The following is a 21,800-nucleotide window of genomic DNA, read 5'->3' on the forward strand; positions in this document are numbered from 1 at the left end:
AGGCGATGAAACGGGCCAAGGGCTTCACCCTGATCGAGCTGCTGGTGGTCATGGCGATCATCGCCACGCTGATGACCATCGCCATGCCGCGCTACTTCAACAGCCTCGAAGCCAGCCGCGAGGCGACCCTGCGCCAGAGCCTGGCGGTGTTGCGCGAGGCGCTGGACCACTACTACGGCGACACCGGGCGCTACCCCGAGTCGCTGGAGCAATTGGTCGAACAGCGCTACCTGCGCAACACCCCGGTCGACCCGCTCACCGAGCGCAGCGACGCCTGGCAACTGCTGCCACCACCCGAGGGCGTGGCCGGCGGGGTGGCTGACATCAAGAGCGGGGCAACCGGGAGGGCGCGTGATGGCAGCCTCTATGCCGAGTGGTAACGCCGGCTTCACCTACCTGGGCGTGCTGCTGTTGATCGCCAGCAGCGGCCTGGCCCTGGCCGCCACCGGCACGCTATGGGCCACCGCCGCCCAGCGTGAGCGCGAGCGCCAGTTGCTGTGGGTCGGCGGGCAGTACGCCCAGGCCCTGCGCAGCTACTACCGCGCCTCCCCAGGCCTGGCCCAGTACCCGCACGACCTGGCCGAGTTGCTGGAGGACAACCGCTTCCCGGCGCCGCAGCGGCACATCCGCCGGCTCTACCGCGATCCGCTCGGGGGCGAGGACTGGGGCCTGCTGCGCGCGGTCGACGGGCGCATCACCGGTGTGCACAGCCGCGCCCAGGGCACGCCACTCAAACGCAGCGGCTTCACCGCGCAGTGGTCGGGTTTCGAGGGGCTTGCGCACTACAGCGACTGGCAGTTCGTCGCCGAGCAGGCCTTCGCCGAGGGCGGCAATGGCGCGCGCCGGCACGCTGGGCCGGGAGACGCGCCATGAAGCGCCTGGCCGCCGTTGCCTGCCTGCTGCTGTCGCTGGCCCAGGCGCCGGCCCGCGCCGGGGCCGAGGACGAGATGATGGGCTTCATCGTCGACAACACCATTTCGCACATCGGCCACGACTTCTACGCCGTCTTCACCGACCGCCTGCGCGCCACCAGCCGCCTGGATTTCAACCTGGTGGTGCGCGAACGCCCGGACGCCCGCTGGGGCAGCCTGGTGACCGTGGAATACGAACGCGAGGTGCTCTACCGGCGTTTCCTGCCGCCGAACACCACGCAGCTCAACGACGAGGCCATCGCGGCCGCCGACCTGGTCCGCCAGCAGATCGTCCAGCGCAAGCTGCAACGCCTGCTGCAGGACACCACCGACCTGGAGAGGGACGAGCTATGAACACCCCGATTGCCCGCTGCGCCGCAGCTTGCCTGATGGTCGCGGGCCTCACCGCCCAGGCCACGGAACTGGTGTACACCCCGGTCAACCCGGCCTTCGGCGGCAACCCGCTGAACGGCACCTGGCTGCTGAACAACGCCCAGGCGCAGAACGACCACGACGACCCGGACTTGAAAAGCCGCAGCTCGGCGTTCTCCGGCACCTCGGCGCTGGAGCGCTTCACCAGCCAACTGGAGTCGCGGCTGCTGTCGCAGCTGCTGGACAACATCAACACCGGCAACACCGGCAGCCTCGCCACCGATGCCTTTTTGGTGGACGTGATCGACGACTCGGGCGCCCTGAGCATCCGCGTCACCGACCGGGCCACCGGGGAAGTCTCGATCATCGAGGTCAGCGGCCTGAACCCCTGAGAGGGTGCGGCCAACTGGGGAGAACCGCCATGAAACGCCTGCTGAGCACACTGTTGATCCTCGCCACCCTGCAAGGGTGCGGCCTGCGCGAACCGATGCCCGCCGAACAGGACCCCGACACCCCGACCCTGACGCCCCGCGCCTCGACCTACTACGACCTGCTCAACCTGCCGCGGCCCAAGGGCCGGCTGATGGCGGTGGTGTATGGCTTTCGCGATCAGACCGGGCAGTACAAACCGACCCCGGCCAGTTCCTTCTCCACCAGCGTGACCCAGGGGGCGGCGAGCATGCTGATGGATGCGCTCAACGCCAGCGGCTGGTTCGTGGTGCTGGAGCGCGAGGGGCTGCAGAACCTGCTGACCGAGCGCAAGATCATCCGCGCCTCGCAGAAAAAGCCCGACGTGGCGCCGAACATCCAGAGCGAACTGCCGCCGTTGCAGGCTGCGAACCTGATGCTCGAAGGCGGCATCATCGCCTACGACACCAACGTGCGCAGCGGCGGTGAGGGCGCGCGCTACCTGGGGATCGACATCGCGCGCGAGTACCGGGTCGACCAGGTCACGGTGAACCTGCGCGCGGTGGACGTGCGCACCGGCCAGGTGCTGGCCAATGTCATGACCAGCAAGACCATCTACTCGGTCGGTCGCAGCGCCGGGGTGTTCAAGTTCATCGAGTTCAAGAAGCTGCTGGAGGCGGAGGTGGGCTACACCACCAATGAGCCGGCGCAGCTGTGCGTGCTGTCGGCCATCGAGGCGGCGGTGGGGCACTTGCTGGCGCAGGGGATCGAGCGGCGGTTGTGGCAGGTGGCGGGGGATGGCAGCGGGGACAAGGCCGTGGTGGAGAAATACCTGAGCCAGTACCAGCAGCAGTGAGTTCCATGGCCCTATCCTGTGTAGGCGCGGGCTTGCCCCGCGATAGGGCCAGCCTGTCAAACAGCAATTTCCTGGCCCATTTGGATCCATGTGCTACTACTTGAATTCGACACGCGCGATTGCAAAAGGATGGTCGCAGAGGCAGGGAGTTCGCCAGCGCTGATGTCCCGCCCCATGCCTGCCTTCCTGCGTCGTGTGTATTCGTGACGATTTCATCCCCACAAGGAAGGCAATACATGACCGAAGTCACCCTCATCGAAACCGTGAGCGCCGATTCCCTGACCGCACTGCTGCAGGATGCCGGCTGCCGGGTCAATCGCAGCGAGCAGAACGCCGTGGTCCAACTGCTCAGCGCCAGCCAGGGCGTGGGTTATGCCGTGCGCTTCGGCAACCGTGCGCCGGGCAAGGACGGCGAGTTCCTCGACTTCACCTTCAGCTGCGCGCTGCGCATCCAGGGCGAGTTGCCGGCGGGCCTGGCCGAGCGCTGGAATGCCACGCGGCGTTTCGCCCGGCTGTCGGTGCAGGGTGAGTTCCTGGTGATGGAGAAGGACGTGGTGGTCGCCGATGGCGTGAGCCAGAAGCACCTGCTGGGCAGCCTGCTGCTGTGGGATCGCCTGCTGCAGGAATTCATCGTCTACCTGCGTGACTACAGCCGCAACGTCGCCGAACAGGTGCCCGTCGTGGCTGATGCGGTGAGCGCCTCTTGACCTCGCGCACCTTGTGGGCCGGCGCTGGCGCGTTGGCCCTGGTGGCGATCGCCGTCGCCCTGGCGTTGCGCCCGGGCAGCGAGCCGGTGGCAGCGGCGCGCAGCGCCGTTTCCGGGCCGGTGCTGGCGAGTCTCGGCGAGCAGCGGGTCGGCAGCGACGAGCTGAAGGACTTGCTGGCGCAACTGCCGCAGGAGACCCGCGAGCGCCTGCGCGGCGATCGCCCCGCGCTGGAGGCGTGGATTCGCGCGCGTCTGGCGGAAAAGGCGCTGTATCGGCAGGCCGAAGCCAAGGGCTGGCCGAAACGGCCCGAGGTGCAGGCGCAGACCCGCGCCGCCAGCGAGCAGATCGTGTTGCGCGACTACCTGGTGTCGGTGAGCGCCGTGCCTGACGACTACCCCAGCCAGGCGGAACTCGAGCAGGCCTACCAGGCCAGCAAGGGCGAGCTGCAGCTGCCGTCGCGTTACCGCCTGAGCCAGATCTTCCTGCGGGTGGAAAACCCCAAGGACGAGGACGCCGTGCTCAAGCAGGCCCAGGCGCTGGCCAAGCAAGCGCGCGATGGCGACTTCCCGGCATTGGCCCGCGAGCACTCGCAGGACACCGGCAGCGCCGCCCAGGGCGGCGACACCGGCCTGCAGCCGCTGGCGCAGTTGCTGCCGGAAGTGCGTGAGGTGGTGACGCGGCTGAAGGTCGAGGGGGTCAGCGAGCCGGTGCGCAGCGCGGCGGGTTGGCACATCATCAAGCTGGTGGAGCAGCAGACGGCGAGGGCGGCCACACTGGAGGAAGTGACGCCGCAACTGCGCCAGGTACTGCGCGCTCAGCGCCAAGAGCAGTTGGTCAAGCAGTATGTGGACGGCATGTTCGACAGCGCCACGCTGAGCATCGATGGCGCGGCGTTGAACCAGGTGCTGGAGGCCAGTCGCTAGCACTGCCCCCATCGCGTGCAAGCCCGCTCCCACAGGTGTCCCGCAGCCCTCAAGGTGCGGTTAACCCGTGGGAGCGGGCTTGCCCCGCGATAGGGCCGGCGAAACCCGCGTGAATCTATCCCGCCTTGCGCAATGTCAGGTTGATCCGTCGCTCCCCCAGCCGTGGATGCAGCCCCGGCTTGATGGGCAACACCCCATGAAAGCGCAACCGATCTTCGCCACCCCACACCAGCACATCTCCATGACTCAGCGGCACATGCCGAGGCCGCTCGCCGCGTTGCAGCCCACCCAGCAGGAACACCGCCGGCAACCCCAGTGAAACCGACACGATCGGCTGTCCGAAATCCCGTTCGTCGCGGTCCTGGTGCAGGCTCAGGCGGGTGCCCGGCAGGTAATGGTTGACCAGGCAGGCATCCGGCACGAAGCCCTCGAACCCGGCCAGCGCCGCCGCGCGTCCGGCCAGGGCCAGCAATACCGGGGGCAGGGCGGGCCAGGGGTTGCCGGTCATTGGGTCGACGGGGCTGTAGCGATAGCCCTTGGCGTCACTGACCCAGCCCAGCGCGCCGCAGTTGCTCAGGCCCACGGCCATGCGCAGGCCGCCGGGGGTGTGCATGTGCCGGAACGGCGCGGCGCGCAGCACCGGGCGCAGGGCGTCGAGCACGGCTTCGACCTCGGGCAGGGCGAAGCCCGGGAGCAGCACGGTATGGCTGGCCAGGTGCTGGGGCTGGGGGCCGAAAAGGTCGAGGTCGGATTGGATCATGGCGGGCATTGTAGCGCGCCTGGCGAGAGGGCCCAATTGCGCGGCAAGCCCGCACACAGGTACAGCGCTATATCCAGAATCAGCGGTTTAGCTGTGGGTTTGCGCCGCGATTGGGCTTCAAAGAATAAAAAGGAACCGCGGCGCCAGGGAGGGAGCTACCGCGGTCCAAGGGGGAGCGGATCACTGCTGGGTCACGGTCGCCCGGTTGCCATTGCCGTACTGGCTGATGGTCGCGTTCATGTTGGCGCCGCTCTGGTCGACGAAGGCCTGGTTGGCATTGCCGCCCTGGGTCACGTAGGCGACGTTGACGCCGTCGGCCTGCTTGATGCTCGCCTCGTTGCCGCTGCCGTACAGCTGGTAGGTGTAGCTCTGGTTGCCGCTGCCCGACTGCTCCACGCTGATGCTGCCGGCGTTGCCCGCCGCCAGGCCCTCGGCGTAGTTCAGGCTGCCGCGCTGGTCGGCGATCAGCAGGTTGTCGCTGCCGTTCTGCTCGAAGTACAGCTCGTTGTTGCTGTCGACCTGGCGCGTTTCCATCTGGTTGCCGCTGCCGTTCTGGTTGAGCCGGGCCAACTGCGAGGCGCCTTCCTGGGTCAGGTTGACGCTGTTGCCGGTGCCGGTCTGGTTGAGTTCGGCGCGCTGGTGGCTGCCGAACTGGCCGCCGGATTTCTCGCCCTTCCAATTGCTGGCCATGACCTTGTTGCCGTTGCCGGTGGTGCTGATCACCAGGCTGTGGTTGTCGCCGGTCTGGTAGGTGAAGTGCAGGTTGTCCTTGCCGTTCTGCGAAATGCGGGTGACCGACTGGGTGGTCTCGTACTGGTCGGACCAACTGGCGTTGCGCTGGCCGTTCTGCGCCAGGGTGGCGCTGTTGCCCTGGCCGAAGCTCTGGTCGATGTAGCCTTCGTTGAGTTGGCCTTGTTGCATGACTGCGGCCTGGCTGCCGATCTGGTTGTCCTGCCATACCTCCATGGAGTGGCCGGTACCGTACTGCTGGATGCCGATGCTGCCGCCCTGGCCGTCGCGTTGGTCGCCATAGGCCCAGTTGCCGTTGCCGTCCTGGTAGATCTCGATGTTGCCGTCCTGATGGGTCAGGTGTTCGGCGGCGGCGAAGTTGCCAGTGCCGCCCTGCATGATCAAGCTCTTGTTGTGGCTGCCGCCGAACAGTTGCTCGACCACCGCTTCGTTGGCCTGGCCCCACTGCATCGTAGTGGCCTGGCTGCCCAGCTGGGTGTCCTGGTAGACCATCGAGAAGTTGCCGCTGCCTTGCTGGGTTTGCAGGGCCTGGTTGTTCTCGCCCACCGACTGGCTGGCGAAGCTGTCGTTGAGGCTGCCGCCAGACTGTTGGGTGATCTGGCTGCCGTTCTCGTACAACTGCTCGGCGTAGCCGGCGTTGAAGGAGCCGGTGGCGCTCTGCTGGATATGGCTGGTGCTGGTGTCCTGCACCGCCAGGTGGTTGTGGTCGTGGCCGGCCTGGTGCTGCGTGGCCGAGGCGAACGGCGCCAGGCTCTGCTGCACTTCGGCGATGTTCTGGTTGCCCTGCTGGGTCTGGGTCGAGGTGCTGTCGTCGGCCATGACCTGGCCGGCCAGGGCCAGGGCGATGGCGGCGCTCAAGGGTGCGAGCTTGTTCATGGTGGTGCCTCCAGGTCTATCGGTATTGGGTGATCTGTACGTGCTGGCCGTTGCCGGCCTGGGTCACCGAGCTGTTCAGCCCTGTGCCGCTTTGGTCGATCCGCGCGCTGTTGCCGTTGCCGATCTGCTCGATCTGCGCGTTGTTGTGGCTGCCGCTCTGCTGGATTGACGCGCTGTTGCCGTAGCCCTGCTGGCGGATGCTGGCCATCAGGTCGCTGCCTGCTTGCAGGATGAACGCCTCTTGCGCGCCCCCGGCCTGGACGATCTGGCCCAGCAGGGCCTGGCCGTTCTGGTCGAGGGCGGCGCGGTTGCCGCTGCCTTGCTGCTCCACCCACGCCACCTGGCCGGCGCCCGCCGGCAGCAGGCGGACCACCAGCGGTTCGCCGAGGTCGTTGCCGGCCGCGAGGTCGGCGTTGTCCAGCAGGTCGTCGGCCCAGGTGGCGGGAGCCACCAGCAGCAGGCCGAGAAGCAGGGCGGGCAGGCGCATGGCGTTGTCTCCTCTCGGCTACTGCACGTTGACCGGCACGGTGCGCACGGTGCCCTGGCTGCTGCGAATGGTCGCCGTCGGGTTGGCCGTCGGGATCACCGTGGTGCTGTTGCTCACCGCCAGGCGCCAGCGGCCAGTCACCGGGACCGTGGTGCTGCCCAGGGTCACCAGGCCGTCCGGGGTGGTCACCTGCACCGTGATGGTGTTGCCGGTGGTCACCGAGGAGGTGCCGCTGATGTCCCAGTTGAAGCGGTTGTTGGAGCGCGCCGTGACGCTGGCCGCGGTGACCGCGAAGGTCTCCTGGGCTGGTCGTGGCGACACCTGGACCGTCACCGTGCCGGTGTTGGACAAGGCACCGAGGCTGTCACGCGCCACGTAGCCGAAGCTGGTGGTGAACGGTGCGCTGATGGTCGCTGGCGGCGTGTAGGTGACCTGGCTGCCGTCATGGCTGACCGTGCCGCGCCCGGCCGGGGGCTGGGTGACGCTGGCGATGGCCAGTGGCAGGTTGCCTTCGGGGTCGGTGTCGTTGCCCAGCACGTTGAGGGTCAAGGGCACGCCGAGGGTCGCGGCGGTGTCGGCCACCGCGGTCGGTGCCTGGTTCGGCGCGACGTTGACGGTCACCGTGGCCGGGGCCGACTTCAACCCCTTGGCGTCCTGGGCGCGGTAGCTGAAGGTCGCGACGAAGGCCGTGGTGGCGCCGGGCGGCGGGGTGTAGGTGACCGCCGTGCTGCCGTTGAGCGCCACAGAACCGAGGCCGGTGCCGGGTTGGGCGAGGTCGCTGATGCTCAGCGGCACGTCGCCGTCCGGGTCGCTGTCGTTGGCCAGCAGGCTCAGGGTCAGCGGCACGCCGACGCTGGTGCTGCCGCTGTCGGCCTGGGCCAGCGGTGGCTGGTTCTCGGCCTCGACCGGCGCGCTGCCGACCACCACCACCGGCTCCACGTCGCTGCCGCCGGCGGCGGACTTGACCGTGACGGTGGCGGGCGGTTGGGCGAGGTCGTTGACCGTCAGGCTCTGCAAGGTGCCGGCTTTGGACAGGCGGCCGTAACCCTGGGCGACCAGGTCCGGCACCTGCACCTCGTCACTGGAGCTGGCCTCGATGAACAGGCGCTTGTTGGCCCAGTCGTAGCGTGCGGTGCGCACCTTGACCACGTCGGCGAGCTTGCTCGACAGCGCGGTCGGCCGGGTGCCGCCGGTGGCGCTGCTGGCGGTGACCACCACCACCGGTGGCGGCGCGGCCTGGCTCAGCTGCTGGCTGAAGAACAGCCCGTTGTTGTCGGCCAGCAGGTTGAACTGGCAGGGCGAAGGCGGCGAGCCGACCAGCGCCAGGCCGTTGCGCAGGCACAGGCTGGCGCTGTTCGGCGCCTTGGCGAACACCTCCACGCGGGTACCGGCGGCGTTGCGTTGGTAGGTGGCGCGTTGCAGCTCCACCGGGGTTTGCGCGCGGGGGTCGAGGACCTTGCCGGAAACCGTGAAGACGTTGGTCTGGAGGGTCCCGGCCGGGCCCTGGATACGCACGAAGTTGGTGTTGAACGGGCTGCCCGTCACCGCCTCGGTGAGGTTGGGGTCGCCGACGAAGGTCTCGGTGGCGCCGGTGTCGGGGTTCACCTCGGTGTAGGGGCCGTTGACGCTGCGCAGGAACGGGCCGAGGTTGCCGTTCAGCGCACCGCTGAAGTCCCCCGGGGCGCCGATGCCGATGTCACGGGTGAGGTTGATCGCCCGCCGCCCGGTGGTGGTGACGTTGATCGTTTCCACGCCGTAGGGGTGGGTGATGGTGTAGGTGCCGGTGCGCGGGATCGAGGCGCGGATACGCACGCGCGCAAAGCTCAGCTGGTCGCCGTCCACCGGGTTCTCGGCGGCGAACGCCGCTTCCAGGCCGGCGACGTAGACCTCCAGTTCATAGCCGCTGTTGCCGACCTGGGGGATTTCGGTCTCGGCCAGGAACCAGAACATCTCCGGCGGCCAGTTGTCGGGGAATACCAGCGGCAGGGTGTCGTCGTACACCCCAGGCTCCGGCAGCAACGTGCACATGTAGGCCGGCGCGCCGGGGCCGCCGGGGTTGCGCGAGCTGGTGGCGCGGGACTGGCACAGCTCCAGCGACAGGTCGGTGGCGTCCTTGTACCACATCGGGTAGCGCCCGGTGGCCAGGGTGTAGGGGCCTGGGTCGACCTCGGACAGCGCGGCCCAGGCCACGCCACTGAGGGTGAAGGAAAGCCCGGCGGCGCATAGCGCCCGGCGTGGCCAAGTGTTCATGCTGCCTCCTTGAAGGCGGGGCCTTGGAATGTTCATGGCACCAGCACCACGTCTTCGCTGTCGCTGCCGCCGTGGGCACTGGTGACCTGCACCACGGCCGGCGGGATCGGCGAGAGCCCGGTGGTGAGGGTCTTCACCGCACCGTTGCCGGACAGGCTGCCGATCAGCGCGCCATTGCCGGTGCGGGCGGTGAGGGCGGGTGGGCTGGTCTCGTCGCTGGTGCTCGCCACCAGGGTCAGTTGGCCGCTGGCCAGGCTGTACTCGGCGCGGCTGATGACCACCAGGTCGGTGAGCGGCAGGCTGGCCGTGGTCGGGCTGCTGGTGGCGATCGCCAGGCTGTTGTCGGCGGTCACTTGCAGGTTCAGCGGCAGGCTCGGGTTGAGCGCCGACTGGGCGTACCAGGCGCCGGTGCCGTTGGCTTCACTCAGGGCCAGGGTGGGGGCCTGGCTGGTCAAGGTGACCGTGGCCGGCGCCGGCGGGGCCATGACGAAGACATCCTGCTGGGCGCGCAGGTCGCCGTTGTCGCTGTGGCGCGAGTAGGTGCTGCGCAACGGGATCATCGGCGTCGGGCGGTTGACCGTGGACAGCTTGCCGGACACCGCGAACAGCTCGGTGCGCAGGTCGATGCCATTGGGCCCTTCGATGCGCACGAAGTTGGTGTTGAACGGGCTGCCGGTCACCGGCTCTTCCAGGTTCGGGTCGCCGATGTAGCGTTCGCTGGCGCCGCTGCCTGGGTTGGTTTCGGTGTAGGGGCCGTTGACACTGCGCAGGAACGGCCCGACGTCGCCCTTGAGCGCGCCAGTGAAGTTGCCGGCGCCGGCGATGCCGATGTCGCGGGTCATGTTGATCGCCCGGCGCCCGGCGGCGGGTACGTCGAACACGTCCACACCGTAGGGGTGGGTGACCACGTAGGTACCGGCCACCGGCACATCGACGCGGATGCGCACCCGGGCGAAGCTGACCTGGTCGCCCTCGACCGGCTCCTCGGCGGCGAAGGCGGCCTCGATGGCGGTGCCGTAGCTCAGGTCGATGCCGCGCGCGGCATCGACGATGGCCGCATCGGCGGTGAACCAGAAGGCTTCATCGGGGAAGTTGCTGGGGAACTGGATCGGCTGGGTGTCATCGAACACGCCCGGCGTCGGCAGCAGCGTGCACATGTACGAAGGCGCCCCGGGGGCGCCGGCCACGCGTGAGCTGACCGCCTTGGACAGGCACAGGTCCAGGACCCGGCCATGGCTGTCCTGGTACCAGGCGGCGAAGTTGCCGTTGGCCAGGGTGTAGGGCCCGGTGTCGACCGCGTACAGCGCAGCCTGGGCCGGTAGCTGGAGCAGGCCGGCGAAGATCGCCACGGCCAGCGGGTGAGGTGTCGGTCGGTGCATGAGAACTCCCTCCTGCAAACGGGCCCATGGGGTTGGGGCGTCTGAAGGGGGATCGGCAACTGTTGTGCCAGGTGCCTGTGAATGGGCTGGAGGGCGCGTAGGGCAAGGGTTGGGGCGAGGTGGTGGGGAAGGGCTTGGGTGGCTGGGGGATGGGCGGTGGTCCCCAGGGTTGGGGAATTGGGGGCGCAGGTTTCCCAGGCGTAGAAATCGAGGGGCGCCTGCGCGGCGTATCGCGAAGTGTGCGCTTGAGTTTGTTAGAGCCGCTGAGCCCGAGCGGCGCCCGCGCGGCACTCAATCACTACCTTTACGTAAACGTCACCTTGTGCCACCCTCCCAGCCAGCCTTGATGACGCCCGGCATTTTCTGACGCACACTGCGGAAAATTCCGGGGCATAGCTGGAGTAGACGATGGCGCGACAATTACCCATAACAGACGCCCACGACCCGATGCAGCAAGCCCGCCAGGTGCGCCTGCGCCTCGCCAGCGAGGGCGAGCTGCCGCTGGGCATGCTGCGCGACGAGATCGATGCCTCGTGGCGGCGCAGCCACGGCCATGGCCTGGATTGCCTGCAAGGCGAGCAGGTGGGCCTGGGCATCGCCCACAGCCAAGACCTGCAGATGCTGCTGCACCTGAACCGCACGCTGATCGACGCGGTCACCCCCGAACTGGACTACCTGGTCGCGCGCCAAGGCAAGGGCGGCATCATCATCCTCGGCGATGCCCAGGCCAACGTGCTGGCCATCGAAGGGCAGAAGCACACCCTCAACCGTGAAGGCCTGCGCGACCTGCACCCCGGCAGTTGCTGGAGCGAGGCGCTGCGCGGCACCAATGCCATCGGCACGGCGGTGGTCGAAGGCCGCCCAACCCTGATCAACTGCGGCGAACACTACCTCGACCGGCTCAGCCCGTTCTCCTGCACCTCGGTGCCGCTACGCGACCCGCACGGCGAGGTGGTCGGCGTGCTCGACATCACCCGCGAAGGGGTGATGAGCCAGCCGCAGGACAGCCTTTCCACCCTCCTGCTGGCCGCCGGCAACATCGAAAGCCGGCTGTTCGGCCTGTACCATCCCGAGCACCTGGTGCTGGCCTTCCACAGCCGCCCGCAATACCTGGGCAGCGCCTGGCATGGCCTGTTGGCCCTGAGTCTGGACGGTGAAGTGCTGGCGGCCAACGACAACGCCTGCCAACTGTTGCAACTGGCGCGCCAGGGCCTGATCGGCCGGCGTTGCAGCGACCTGCTCGGCGAGCGCTCGCCGGCGTTCCTGGCGCGTCTGTGGCAAGGCGGCGTGAGCAGTGTGCAGACGGCCAAGGGCGAGTTCTTCTTCCGCGCCCTGCAACTGCCACGCCACGGCAACCTCGGCGGTGGCGCGACGGCGCGGTCGGCGCCGTCGGCCAAGTCGCCGCAGCTCGAGGCCCTGGCCGGTGGCGATGCGCGTCTGGCCCGCGGCCTGCGCATGGCGCGCCAGGGGCTGAGCAATGGCCTGCCGGTGCTGCTGTTGGGCGAGACCGGCACCGGCAAGGAAGTGGTGGCGCGTGCGCTGCACCAGGCCAGCCCGCGTGCCGACAAACCGTTCGTGGCAGTGAACTGCGCGGCGATCCCCGAGGGGCTGATCGAGTCGGAACTGTTCGGCTATCGCGACGGCGCCTTCACCGGCTCACGCCGCGGCGGCATGGTCGGGCGGCTGATGCAGGCCCACGGCGGCACCTTGTTCCTCGACGAGATCGGCGACATGCCGCTGGCCTTGCAGGCCCGCCTGTTGCGGGTGCTGCAGGAGCGTCGGGTGGCGCCGCTGGGCGCGGGCGAGGAGCAGGAGATCGACGTGGCGGTGATCTGCGCCACCCACCGCGACCTCAAGCACTTGGTGGCCGAACAGCACTTCCGTGAAGACCTCTACTACCGCGTCAATGGCGTGTCCCTGCGCCTGCCGGCGCTGCGCGAACGCGACGACCTGGCGAGCATCGTCGAAGGCCTGCTGGGCAAGTTCGGCGCCCGCGAGGTGACCCTCGACCCGGCCCTGGCAGAGTTGCTCGAAGGCTTCGACTGGCCGGGCAACATCCGCCAGCTGGAAATGGTCTTGCGCACCGCGCTGGCCATGCGCGAGGACGGCGAGCAGGTACTGGGCCTCGATCACCTCACCGACTGCCTGCTGGACGAACTGGCCAGCGGCGCCCCGATGGCTGGCAGCCTGCGCGAGAACGAGCTGGAACTGATCCGCGGCGCCCTGGCGCGCCACCAGGGCAATGTCTCGGCCGCCGCCGAGGCCCTGGGCATCAGCCGCGCCACGCTGTACCGCAAGCTCAAGCAGTTGCGCGGCTAGGCCATGGGCGGGTGGTTCTCAAGGCTCGTCGAGTCCACTGACCCCGTGCTCATGCGCCAGGCGCTGGCCTGGCTGTACGGCTTCGTGCGCCCGCAGCGCAAGGCCATCGGCGTGCTGCTGGGGCTGTCGCTGTCGGCCTCGCTGCTGGCGCTGGCCCAGCCTTGGCTGGTCAAGACCCTGATCGACGACGGCCTGCTGGCGCGCGACTACCAGACGCTGTGGCACATGGCGGCGTTGATGATCGGCGCCGGGTTGCTCGGCACCGTGCTGGCCGGCGTCAACCGCTACCTGCACACGCGCTTGTCCGGGCGCATCCTGTTCGCCCTGCGCGACGACCTGTACCGCCACCTGCAACAGCTGTCGCCGACTTTCTACGGGCGTCGGCGCACCGGCGACATCCTCTCGCGGCTCGATGGCGACGTCGCCGAGATCCAGCGCTTCGCCGTCGACTCGCTGTTCTCTGCGGTGTCCAGCGTGATTGGCCTGCTCGGTGCGGTGGCGCTGATGCTGATGCTGTCGTGGCAATTGTCGCTGCTGCTGGCGTTGTTGATCCCCCTCGAGGTGCTGTGGCTGCGCTGGATGCGGCGCAAGGTCGAGCGTGAGGTGCGCAGCCTGCGCGAGCGTTCGGCGGACGTGTCGTCGTTCCTGGTCGAGACGCTGCCGGCGATGAAGTTCATCCAGGCGGCGGGCCAACAGCAGCGCGAGGCCGCGCGCCTGGACCAACTGGGGCAGGGCTACATGGGCCAGTTGCTGAAAGTCCAGGTCACCGAATTCTTCACCCAGGCAGTGCCTGGCACCCTGACCTCGTGGTGCCGCGCCTGCGCCTTCCTGGTCGGCGGCTGGTGGGTGATCCAGGGCACCTGGCAATTGGGTGCGCTGATCGCCTTTTCCACCTACCTGGGCATGGCTGTGGGCCCGGTGCAGAGCCTGCTGGGCCTGTACGTGGCGGTGCAGCGCATGGCCGTGAGCCTGGGCCGGGTGATGGAGCTCAAGCGCGAGCCGGTGGCGGTGTGCGAGGCTGCCACGCCTCGGCCAATGCCCGACGGGCCTGGCGAGCTGCGTCTGGAAGGCGTGGCGTTCGCTCACCAGGGGCGTCAGGGCGCCGTGCTCGACGCTGTCGACCTGAGCGTGGCGGGGGGGCTCAAGGTGGCGATCAGTGGTGCCTCGGGGGTCGGCAAATCGACATTGATCGACCTGCTGCAACGCTTCTACGACCCCGATGCCGGGCGCATCCTGCTCGATGGCGTGGACGTGCGCGAACTGGACCTGGCCGCCCTGCGGCGGCGTATCGCCGTGGTCAGCCAGGACATCGTGCTGTTTCGCGGCACCCTCGCCCAGAACCTGGCCTACAGCGCGCCCCAGGCCAGCCGCGCCGACCTCGAACGGGTGGTGCGCCTGACCCGCTTGGACAGCTTGGTGCAAAGCCTGCCCCTGGGCCTGGACGGGTTGCTCGGCGAGCGCGGGCAGCAGCTTTCCGGTGGGCAGAAACAGCGCATCGCCATTGCCCGTGCATTGCTGCAGGACCCCGCAGTCCTGGTGCTCGACGAAGCCACGTCGGCCGTGGACGAAGCCACCGAGCGCGAGGTGATCGCCGCCATCGACCAACTGTTCGCCGGGCGCACGCGCATCCTCATCAGCCACCGTCCTTCGACCCTCGCCGACGCCGACCTGCACCTGCGCTTGCACGACGGCGCCTTGCAGGTGCTCGATCCGGAGGCTGCCCGTCATGGCCATTGAAGCGCGCCTGGGGCTGATCGACAGCGGCTGTTCGCAGGCGCAAGCGCCGTGGTTGCTGGAGGCGCGCCGCTTCTGGCTGGAAGACGGCCTGCTGCGGGAGGGCGAGGTGCAGGCCGATAGCCTTGGCCATGGCAGCGCGGTGCTGGCCGCCTTGCGCGCCGAAGCCGGCGAGGCGCCGCTGCTGATGGCCCAGGTGTTCACCGGGCAGGCCAGCACCAGCGCGTTGCAGGTGGCTGCCGCTTTGCTGTGGCTGGTGGAGCAGGGCGCGACGTTGATCAACCTGAGCCTGGGCCTGCACCAGGACCGCCCGGTACTGCGCGATGCCTGCGCCGCCGCCCAGGCCGCCGGGGTGTTGCTGTGTGCCTCGAGCCCAGCGCGCGGCGGCCCGGTGTACCCCGCCAGCTACCCCGGCGTGCTGCGCATCACGGGTGATGCGCGTTGCACAGCGGGGCAGTGGTCGTGGCTGGGCACGGCGCAGGCGGATTTTGGCGCGCCCGTCGGCGCAGCGGGGCAGGCCGGTGCGAGCCTGGCCTGCGCCACCCTCAGCGGGCGCATCTTTGCCCTGCTGCGCGCGCAGCCTGGGCTCAAGCATGCGGCGCTGCTGGCGTGGTTGAAGGACAACGCGGCCTATCACGGGCCGGAGCGGCGAGGTGGCCATGGCCAGTGAACCGCGCATCCTGGTGCTCGGCGCCGGGCCTGCCGGCGCGGCCACCGCGATCGGCTTGCGGCGCCTGGGCTACCCGGTCACGCTGGTGTCGGACTGGCGCCGCTTCGCGGCGGTCGAAGGGGTATCGCAGCGGGTGCTCGACGGTTTGCGTCACGCCGGGCTCGGTGCAGCCCTGGCCGAAGCGGCACAGCCAGCCACCCGGCAGGTGCAGTGGAATGGCGAACACCTGCGGCTGAACGAAGAGTTCCTGCTCGACCGACAGTGTTTCGACCGCGCCCTGCGAGACGATGCGCGGGCTGCGGGCGTGACGCTGATCGGGGGGCGGGTGCGCGAGGTTGGGCGCGACCAGGGCCACTGCGTGCGCCTGGACGACGGCCAGGCCCTGCACGCGGACTTCCTGGTCGAGGCCCGTGGCCGCCAGGCGCCACTGGCCGCCGACCGCCTGCGTGGGCCGGAAACCGTCAGTCTGCTGAACACCTGGCAAGCCACGCCGGGCACGCCGGCCTCGGCGGTGGAGAGCCTGGCCGATGGCTGGGCGTGGATGGCGCGGCTCGCCGATGGTCGCTGCTATTGGCAGGTCTCGCTGGATGCAGGTTCCGCGCAACTGCCGGGCAAGACGGCACTGGCCGACTACTGTGCCGGTCGGCGTCAGCAATCGGCGCTGGTGGCGCAACTGTTCGGTGAAGCGGCGTTGCAACCGGCGCAGGTGCATGCGCGCAGCAGCACGGCGATTCTCGCGGGCGAGTGCGCGGGCGAGGACTGGCTGCGTGTCGGTGATGCCGCCATGGCCGTGGACCCGCTGTCGGGCAATGGCATCTTCCAGTCGCTGTCGTCGGCCTTGCAGGCGCCGGTGGTGATCAACACCTTGCTCAAGCGTCCTGAGCGGGGGGCGTTGGCGCGCCAGTTCCACCAGCAGCGGGTAGAGCAGCTGTTCCTGCGCTTTGCGCGCATTGGCCGGGATTTCTATCGCCAGGAACAGGGCCGGGCAGGGCAGGCGTTCTGGGCGCGGCGCCAGGCGTGGCCGGACCTTGAACCGATGCACCTGGCGCCGGACTGGCAAACCGTGCGCGTCGAGCGCCGGCCAGTGTTGCGCGAGGGTTGGGTGGATGAGGCCGAGGTGGTGGTGACGGCGGACCAGCCGCTGGGGGTGTGGCACCTGCACGGGATCGAGCTGGCGCCCCTGGTGCGCGGGTTGCAGGCGGGCGGGGCGCTGGATGAGGTGCTGGCGGGCAGCTCGGCGCAGGCGCAAGGGTTGTGTCGACAGTGGTTGTTGAACCAGGGGTATCACTGAGTCAGGGCCGACCCTGTCGCGGGGCAAGTCGGATCGCCGCACCGCGATAGGGCCGCCCCTGCGGGCATCAGAGCTTGATCAACACCGACTTGAGCTCGGTGTAATGCTCGATCGCCGCCGCGCCCATCTCGCGGCCGACGCCCGAGAGCTTGTAGCCGCCGAATGGCAGGGCTGGGTCCAGGGCGCTGTGGCAGTTGACCCACACCGAGCCGGACTTGATCCGCGGGATCATCCGGTGCACCGCGCCCAGGTCGTTCGACCAGATGCTCGCGCCGAGGCCATAGGGGTTGTCGTTGGCCAGGCGCACGGCTTCGTCGATGTCGTCGAACGGCATGGCCACCAGCACCGGGCCGAAGATCTCTTCCTGCACCAGGCGGTGGCGCTGGTCGACGTCGACGATCACCGTCGGCTTGACGAAGTAGCCAGGGCCGAAGCCTTCGCCCCCGCAGGCGATGGTCGCGCCCAGTTCACGGCCCAGTTCGATGTAGCCGGTGACCCGGTCCTGTTGCTTGGCCGAGATCAGCGGGCCCATTTGCACGGTCGGGTCCAGGCCGTTGCCCAGCTTCATGCCGTTGGCGATGTTGGCGATGTCGGCCACCACGTTGTCGAAATGCTTGCGGTGCACGTACAGCCGCGAGCCGGCGCAGCACACCTGGCCCTGGTTGAAGAAGATCGCCGTGGCGGCACCGGCGGCGGCCTCTTGCAGGTTGGCGTCGGGCATCACGATCGTCGGCGACTTGCCGCCCAGCTCCAGGGTGACGCGGGTCATGTTGTCCATGGCGGCCTTGCCGATCAACTTGCCCACCTCGGTGGAGCCGGTGAAGGTCAGCTTGTCCACGCCGGGGTGGCGGCTGAGGGCGGCGCCGGCATTCAGGCCGGTGCCGGTGACCACGTTGAACACCCCGTCCGGGTAGCCGGCCTCGGCCACCAGCTCGGCCAGCTTGAGGGCGGTGAGCGGGGTTTCGTCGGCGGGCTTGAGGACCACGGTGCAGCCGGTGGCCAAGGCCGGGCCGAGCTTCCAGCAGGCCAGCAGCAGCGGGAAGTTCCAGGCGACGATGGCGCCGACCACGCCCACCGCCTCGCGCCGCACGAAACCGTGGAACTGCTCGTTGGGCATCAGCGGCATCGACGGCTCGACGGTGCTGCCTTCGATCTTGGTGGCCCAGCCCGCCATGTAGCGTAGGAAATCGATAGCCAGTTGCACGTCCATCACCTGGGCGACGGCGGCGCTCTTGCCGTTGTTCAGGCATTCGAGTTCGGCCAGCTCGCGGGCATCGCGTTCCATCAGGTCGGCCAGGCGCCACAGCAGGTTCTGTCGCTCGCGCGGGCGCAGACGGCTCCAGGGCGAGTCGTCGAAGGCCTGGCGCGCGGCGCGCACGGCGCGGTCGACGTCTTCGGGATCGGCCGAAGGCACCTCGCCGAGGATTTCGCCAGTGGCCGGGTTGCGCAAGCTCAAGGTGCGGCCGCTGGCGGCATCCTGCCAGTCGGCGCCGATGCGCATCTTCAGCTTGCGTTCCAGAAAGGCGCGGGTGGCCGGGAGGATGGGCAGTTCGGAAAGCATGGGGCGATGCCTCTTGTCTTTGGAATGTGGCGGGGGTGGCGCAATGCGCGTGCCAAGGTCGCAATGGCTCTGTAACTGATTGATGCGTATCGTATTTGTGGTGATGCAAGGGCCCGGTTGCAGGCGTGCGCTGTTGCACATTGAGACGCTGTGAGACGGTGGTGAAACAGCTGGACAGCGGCGCGGCCAATGCGGGGCGAGCCCGCTTCCACAGGGGCCGCGTGATCCCGTGTGCAGCGGGGCACCTGTAGAGCGGGCTCCCCCCGCGATGAGGGCCGTCCAGGCCCAAAAACCTACTGTCTCAACCTGAAACAACCTGTCTCGAATTGGGACGTTCCCACCCGCCGGCAACCCCTCCGGTTTATCGGTTAACCCGGCTCAACCATCTGATAAAACACACGTTTCACCCACCTGGCACACTTTCTGTATCACGACTGCCACATGCACCTGCGGTACCAGAGCGTGCGAAAACGATAAGAACAACACCGTGGAGGTCTGACCTTGAGAACGACTCGACTCCGGCGGCATGCGGGCAAACTGGCGCTGGTCGCCGCCGCACTGCTGGGCACCCAGGCCATGGCGGCCGAGCAGGGCCCCAACCTGTTGCAGGCCAAGTGCATGGGTTGCCATATCCCCGAAGGCAACGACACCTACAGCCGCATCAGCCACCAGCGCAAAACCCCCGAAGGCTGGCTGATGAGCATCGCGCGGATGCAGGTGATGCATGGCCTGCAGATCAGCGACGACGACCGCCGCGCCCTGGTCAAGTACCTCGCCGACCAGCAGGGCCTGGCGCCCAGCGAGACCGACGGCGTGCGCTACGCCATGGAGCGCCGGCTCAACACCGTCGAGCAGTTCGACGAGCAACTCAGCCAGACCTGCGGCCGTTGCCACTCCGGCGCCCGCGTCGCCTTGCAGCGGCGCCCGGCCAAGGAGTGGGAGCACCTGGTCAACTTCCACCTGAGCCAATGGCCGTCGCTGGAGTACCAGGCCCAGGCGCGTGACCGCGACTGGCTGAAGATCGCATTGGAGCAAATGGTCCCTGACCTGGCCAAGCGCTTCCCGCTCGACAGCCCCGAGTGGGCCGCCTGGCAGAAAGCCAGGCCCAAGGCCGATGCGCTGCCGGGGCAGTGGGCGTTCAGCGGGCATATGCTGGCCAAGGGCGACGTGCGCGGGGTGATGAGCGTCAGTGCCGAGCCGGGCGACACCTTCAAGGTCGAGGTCAAGGGCCAGTACGCCGACGGCACGCCGTTCAACGGCAGCGGCTCGGCGATCCTCTACAACGGCTATGAGTGGCGCGGCAACGTCAAGGTCGGCGATACCACCCTGCGCCAGGTGTTCGCGGCCATCGACGGGCAGATGAAAGGCCGCATGTACGAAGCCGAGCACGACGAGCGCGGCCTCGACTTCAGCGCGGCGAAGGCCGGCACGCCACGCCTGCTGGCGGTGCAGCCGGCGTTCATCAAGGCCGGTAGCGAAAGCGAGATCACCCTGGTGGGCAGCGACCTGTCCGGCAAGCCGGTGCTTGGTGACGGCATCGAGGTCAGCGAAGTGCTCGAAGCCACCCCGACCCTGGTGCGGGTCAAGGCCCGCGCCGCCGCCAACGCCACGCCTGGCCAGCGGCAAGTGGCGGTCGGGGCGGTCAAGGGGCTTGAGTTGGCGGTGTACGACAAGGTCGAGGAGGTCAAGGTGGTGCCGGCCTTCTCCATCGCCCGTGTCGGTGAGAACGGTGGCTCCACGCCCAAGGTCCAGGGGCGCTTCGAGGCCGAGGCCTGGGGCAAGGACGCCAAGGGCCAGCCGCTGCGTATCGGCTACCTGCCGGCGAAGTGGTCGGTGGAGCCGTTCAACGAGCGTGCCATCGAGGACGAGGACGTCAAGTTCGCCGGCAACATGCAGGCCGACGGCGTGTTCGTGCCCGGCGGCGCCGGCCCCAACCCCGCGCGCAAGATGATGACCAACAACGCCGGCAACCTGAAGGTCATCGCCGAGCTGGAAGACGGCGGGCACAAGGGCGAAGGCCACATGATCGTCACCGTTCAGCGCTGGAACAACCCACCCCTGCCATAGGGGTGGTGTTGACGCGCTACGCCACGCATCGATTTTCGGGAGGTCGCCATGGGCGCGCTACTGAACCTGGTCGAACGCAACCTGCATGAAGTGCAGGTCGACGCCGACCGCATGCTGTTCCATATCCCCAGCAGTTCGCTGTTCACCGCCGACGCGGTGACCGGGGGCATCATCGACACCCTGCGCCAGCAAGGCTGCTCCGCCGAGGAGCTGGTGCAACGCCTGGGCCTGCGCTTCGCCGGCCAGGACATCCACGACACCCTGCGCGAGCTGATCGCCCTGGAACTGGTCAGCGACGGCTCGCCGCTGACCCCGGAGATCGCCCTCAAGCAGGTCGAGCGCACGGCGCTGAACACCGTGGTGCTCAACGTCAACACCGGTTGCAACCTGAGTTGCACCTACTGCTACAAGGAAGACCTCGACAAGCCTTCGGCCGGCAAGAAGATGAACACCGCCACCGCCGAGGCCTCGGTGGAGATGCTGCTCAAGGAATCGCCCGATGAGCAGCGCTACAGCGTGGTGTTCTTCGGCGGCGAGCCGCTGTCCAACCGGCCGCTGATCGAGCACATGGTGGCCTACTGCGAGCGGCGCTTCGCCGAGGCGGGCAAGCAGGTGGAGTTCATCATGACCACCAATGCCACGCTGCTCACCGAGGAGACCGTCGACTGGCTCAACGCCCACCGCTTCGGGCTGTCGGTGAGCATCGACGGGCCGAAGACCGTGCACGACCGCAACCGCATCACCGTGGGCGGGCAGGGCACCTACGACGTGGTGCGGCGCAAGGTCGGCATGCTGCTGTCGCGCTATGACAGCCGCCCGGTGGGGGCGCGGGTGACCTTGACCCGCGGCATCACCGACGTCGAAACCATCTGGAACCACCTGTTCAACGAACTGGGCTTCGCCGAAGTCGGTTTCGCCCCGGTCACCTCCGGCGACATGAGCGACTTCAACCTCACCGGCGACGAGCTGGTGCAGGTCTTCGCCAACATGAAGGCCCTGGGCCGGCGCTACCTGGAGGCGGCGCTGGAGCACCGCAATATCGGTTTCTCCAACCTGCACCAGCTGATCACCGACATCCACGAAGGGCACAAGAAGGCCCTGCCGTGCGGCGCCGGGCTGAAGATGCTGGCGGTCGACCACCAGGGCGAACTGAACCTGTGCCACCGCTTCACCGGCTCCAGCCTGCCGACCTTCGGCAACGTGCACGCCGGGGTCAAGCAGGCCCAGCTCAATGACTTCCTGTCCCAGCGCCTGGACCGCAGCGGTACCGGCTGCGACAGCTGCCGCATCCGCAACCTGTGCTCCGGCGGCTGCTACCACGAAAGCTACGCGCGCTACGGCGACCCGCAGCACCCGACCTACCACTATTGCGAACTGATGCGCGACTGGGTCGACTTCGGCATCGAGGTCTACACCCGCATCATGGCCGCCAACCCGGCCTTCATCGATCGCTACATCACTCCGCGGAAGGCGCACTGA

19 protein-coding genes are annotated in these 21,800 nt (G+C 68.4%); 13 read left to right on the forward strand and 6 right to left on the reverse strand.

What is annotated here, in order from left to right; translation table 11 throughout:
* Positions 1-5 precede the first annotated feature (5 nt).
* The 7 genes from P0Y43_RS13640 (at position 6) to P0Y43_RS13670 (ending at position 4,177) form a co-directional block, all read left to right on the forward strand.
* Positions 6-380 carry a type II secretion system protein gene (locus P0Y43_RS13640; protein WP_275637774.1) on the forward strand — a complete coding sequence of 125 codons (375 nt, stop codon included), beginning with the start codon at positions 6-8 and terminating at the stop codon, positions 378-380.
* A complete protein-coding gene (locus P0Y43_RS13645; RefSeq protein ID WP_275637775.1) occupies positions 355-873 on the forward strand; it encodes a type II secretion system protein in 519 nt (172 codons plus the stop codon). Before P0Y43_RS13640 ends, P0Y43_RS13645 begins: the two co-directional genes overlap by 26 nt.
* Positions 870-1,265 carry a curli production assembly/transport protein CsgE gene (gene csgE / locus P0Y43_RS13650; protein ID WP_275637776.1) on the forward strand — a complete coding sequence of 132 codons (396 nt, stop codon included), beginning with the start codon at positions 870-872 and terminating at the stop codon, positions 1,263-1,265. Before P0Y43_RS13645 ends, csgE begins: the two co-directional genes overlap by 4 nt.
* On the forward strand, positions 1,262-1,675 hold the full coding sequence (locus P0Y43_RS13655) for a curli assembly protein CsgF (RefSeq protein ID WP_275637777.1): 414 nt from the start codon (positions 1,262-1,264) through the stop codon (positions 1,673-1,675). The genes csgE and P0Y43_RS13655 overlap by 4 nt, the downstream gene beginning before the upstream one ends.
* A gap of 29 nt (positions 1,676-1,704) precedes the next feature.
* On the forward strand, positions 1,705-2,547 hold the full coding sequence (locus P0Y43_RS13660) for a CsgG/HfaB family protein (protein WP_275637778.1): 843 nt from the start codon (positions 1,705-1,707) through the stop codon (positions 2,545-2,547).
* Positions 2,548-2,783: 236 nt separating this feature from the next.
* Complete coding sequence (locus P0Y43_RS13665; protein ID WP_275637779.1) at positions 2,784-3,254, forward strand: YbjN domain-containing protein; 471 nt, start codon at positions 2,784-2,786, stop codon at positions 3,252-3,254.
* Positions 3,251-4,177 carry a peptidylprolyl isomerase gene (locus tag P0Y43_RS13670; RefSeq protein ID WP_275637780.1) on the forward strand — a complete coding sequence of 309 codons (927 nt, stop codon included), beginning with the start codon at positions 3,251-3,253 and terminating at the stop codon, positions 4,175-4,177. The genes P0Y43_RS13665 and P0Y43_RS13670 overlap by 4 nt, the downstream gene beginning before the upstream one ends.
* Positions 4,178-4,292: 115 nt before the next feature.
* Here the strand turns inward: P0Y43_RS13670 and alkB are convergent, their stop codons facing one another.
* From alkB to P0Y43_RS13695, 5 genes are all read right to left on the reverse strand, one after another.
* Positions 4,293-4,937: a DNA oxidative demethylase AlkB gene (alkB, locus tag P0Y43_RS13675; protein ID WP_275637865.1), complete on the reverse strand. Its 645-nt coding sequence runs from the start codon at positions 4,935-4,937 to the stop codon at positions 4,293-4,295.
* 180 nt (positions 4,938-5,117) lie between these two features.
* The gene (locus P0Y43_RS13680) at positions 5,118-6,563 is read right to left on the reverse strand and encodes a curlin (protein WP_275637782.1); all 1,446 of its coding nucleotides are present in this window, start codon (positions 6,561-6,563) and stop codon (positions 5,118-5,120) included.
* Between the two features lie 16 nt (positions 6,564-6,579).
* Positions 6,580-7,050 (reverse strand): curlin, encoded by a 471-nt coding sequence (locus P0Y43_RS13685; protein WP_275637783.1) that lies wholly within the window; start codon positions 7,048-7,050, stop codon positions 6,580-6,582.
* Positions 7,051-7,068: 18 nt separating this feature from the next.
* Positions 7,069-9,300: an Ig-like domain-containing protein gene (locus P0Y43_RS13690; RefSeq protein ID WP_275637784.1), complete on the reverse strand. Its 2,232-nt coding sequence runs from the start codon at positions 9,298-9,300 to the stop codon at positions 7,069-7,071.
* A gap of 32 nt (positions 9,301-9,332) precedes the next feature.
* Positions 9,333-10,679: a hypothetical protein gene (locus P0Y43_RS13695; RefSeq protein WP_275637785.1), complete on the reverse strand. Its 1,347-nt coding sequence runs from the start codon at positions 10,677-10,679 to the stop codon at positions 9,333-9,335.
* 408 nt (positions 10,680-11,087) lie between these two features.
* On the opposite strand from P0Y43_RS13695, the gene P0Y43_RS13700 reads away from it, so the two are divergent.
* Genes P0Y43_RS13700 through qhpG form a run of 4 tightly spaced genes read left to right on the forward strand, consistent with a single transcriptional unit; the run spans position 11,088 to position 16,693 of the window.
* On the forward strand, positions 11,088-12,998 hold the full coding sequence (locus P0Y43_RS13700) for a sigma-54-dependent Fis family transcriptional regulator (RefSeq protein WP_275637786.1): 1,911 nt from the start codon (positions 11,088-11,090) through the stop codon (positions 12,996-12,998).
* Positions 12,999-13,001: 3 nt separating this feature from the next.
* Positions 13,002-14,735, forward strand: coding sequence for an ABC transporter ATP-binding protein (locus tag P0Y43_RS13705; RefSeq protein WP_275637787.1), 1,734 nt, complete (start codon positions 13,002-13,004; stop codon positions 14,733-14,735).
* A complete protein-coding gene (qhpE, locus tag P0Y43_RS13710) occupies positions 14,725-15,402 on the forward strand; it encodes a subtilisin-like serine protease QhpE (protein ID WP_275637788.1) in 678 nt (225 codons plus the stop codon). The genes P0Y43_RS13705 and qhpE overlap by 11 nt, the downstream gene beginning before the upstream one ends.
* Positions 15,392-16,693, forward strand: coding sequence for a flavin-dependent monooxygenase QhpG (gene qhpG / locus P0Y43_RS13715; protein WP_275637789.1), 1,302 nt, complete (start codon positions 15,392-15,394; stop codon positions 16,691-16,693). The genes qhpE and qhpG overlap by 11 nt, the downstream gene beginning before the upstream one ends.
* Before the next feature lie 67 nt (positions 16,694-16,760).
* Here the strand turns inward: qhpG and P0Y43_RS13720 are convergent, their stop codons facing one another.
* A complete protein-coding gene (locus P0Y43_RS13720) occupies positions 16,761-18,254 on the reverse strand; it encodes an aldehyde dehydrogenase family protein (protein ID WP_275637790.1) in 1,494 nt (497 codons plus the stop codon).
* A 501-nt stretch (positions 18,255-18,755) separates the two neighbouring features.
* On the opposite strand from P0Y43_RS13720, the gene peaA reads away from it, so the two are divergent.
* Positions 18,756-20,321: a quinohemoprotein amine dehydrogenase subunit alpha gene (peaA, locus tag P0Y43_RS13725; RefSeq protein WP_275637791.1), complete on the forward strand. Its 1,566-nt coding sequence runs from the start codon at positions 18,756-18,758 to the stop codon at positions 20,319-20,321.
* 48 nt (positions 20,322-20,369) lie between these two features.
* The gene (gene peaB / locus P0Y43_RS13730; protein ID WP_275637792.1) at positions 20,370-21,800 is read left to right on the forward strand and encodes a quinohemoprotein amine dehydrogenase maturation protein; all 1,431 of its coding nucleotides are present in this window, start codon (positions 20,370-20,372) and stop codon (positions 21,798-21,800) included.

It is taken from the genome of Pseudomonas entomophila (assembly GCF_029193575.1).
Lineage (GTDB): Bacteria > Pseudomonadota > Gammaproteobacteria > Pseudomonadales > Pseudomonadaceae > Aquipseudomonas > Aquipseudomonas entomophila_G.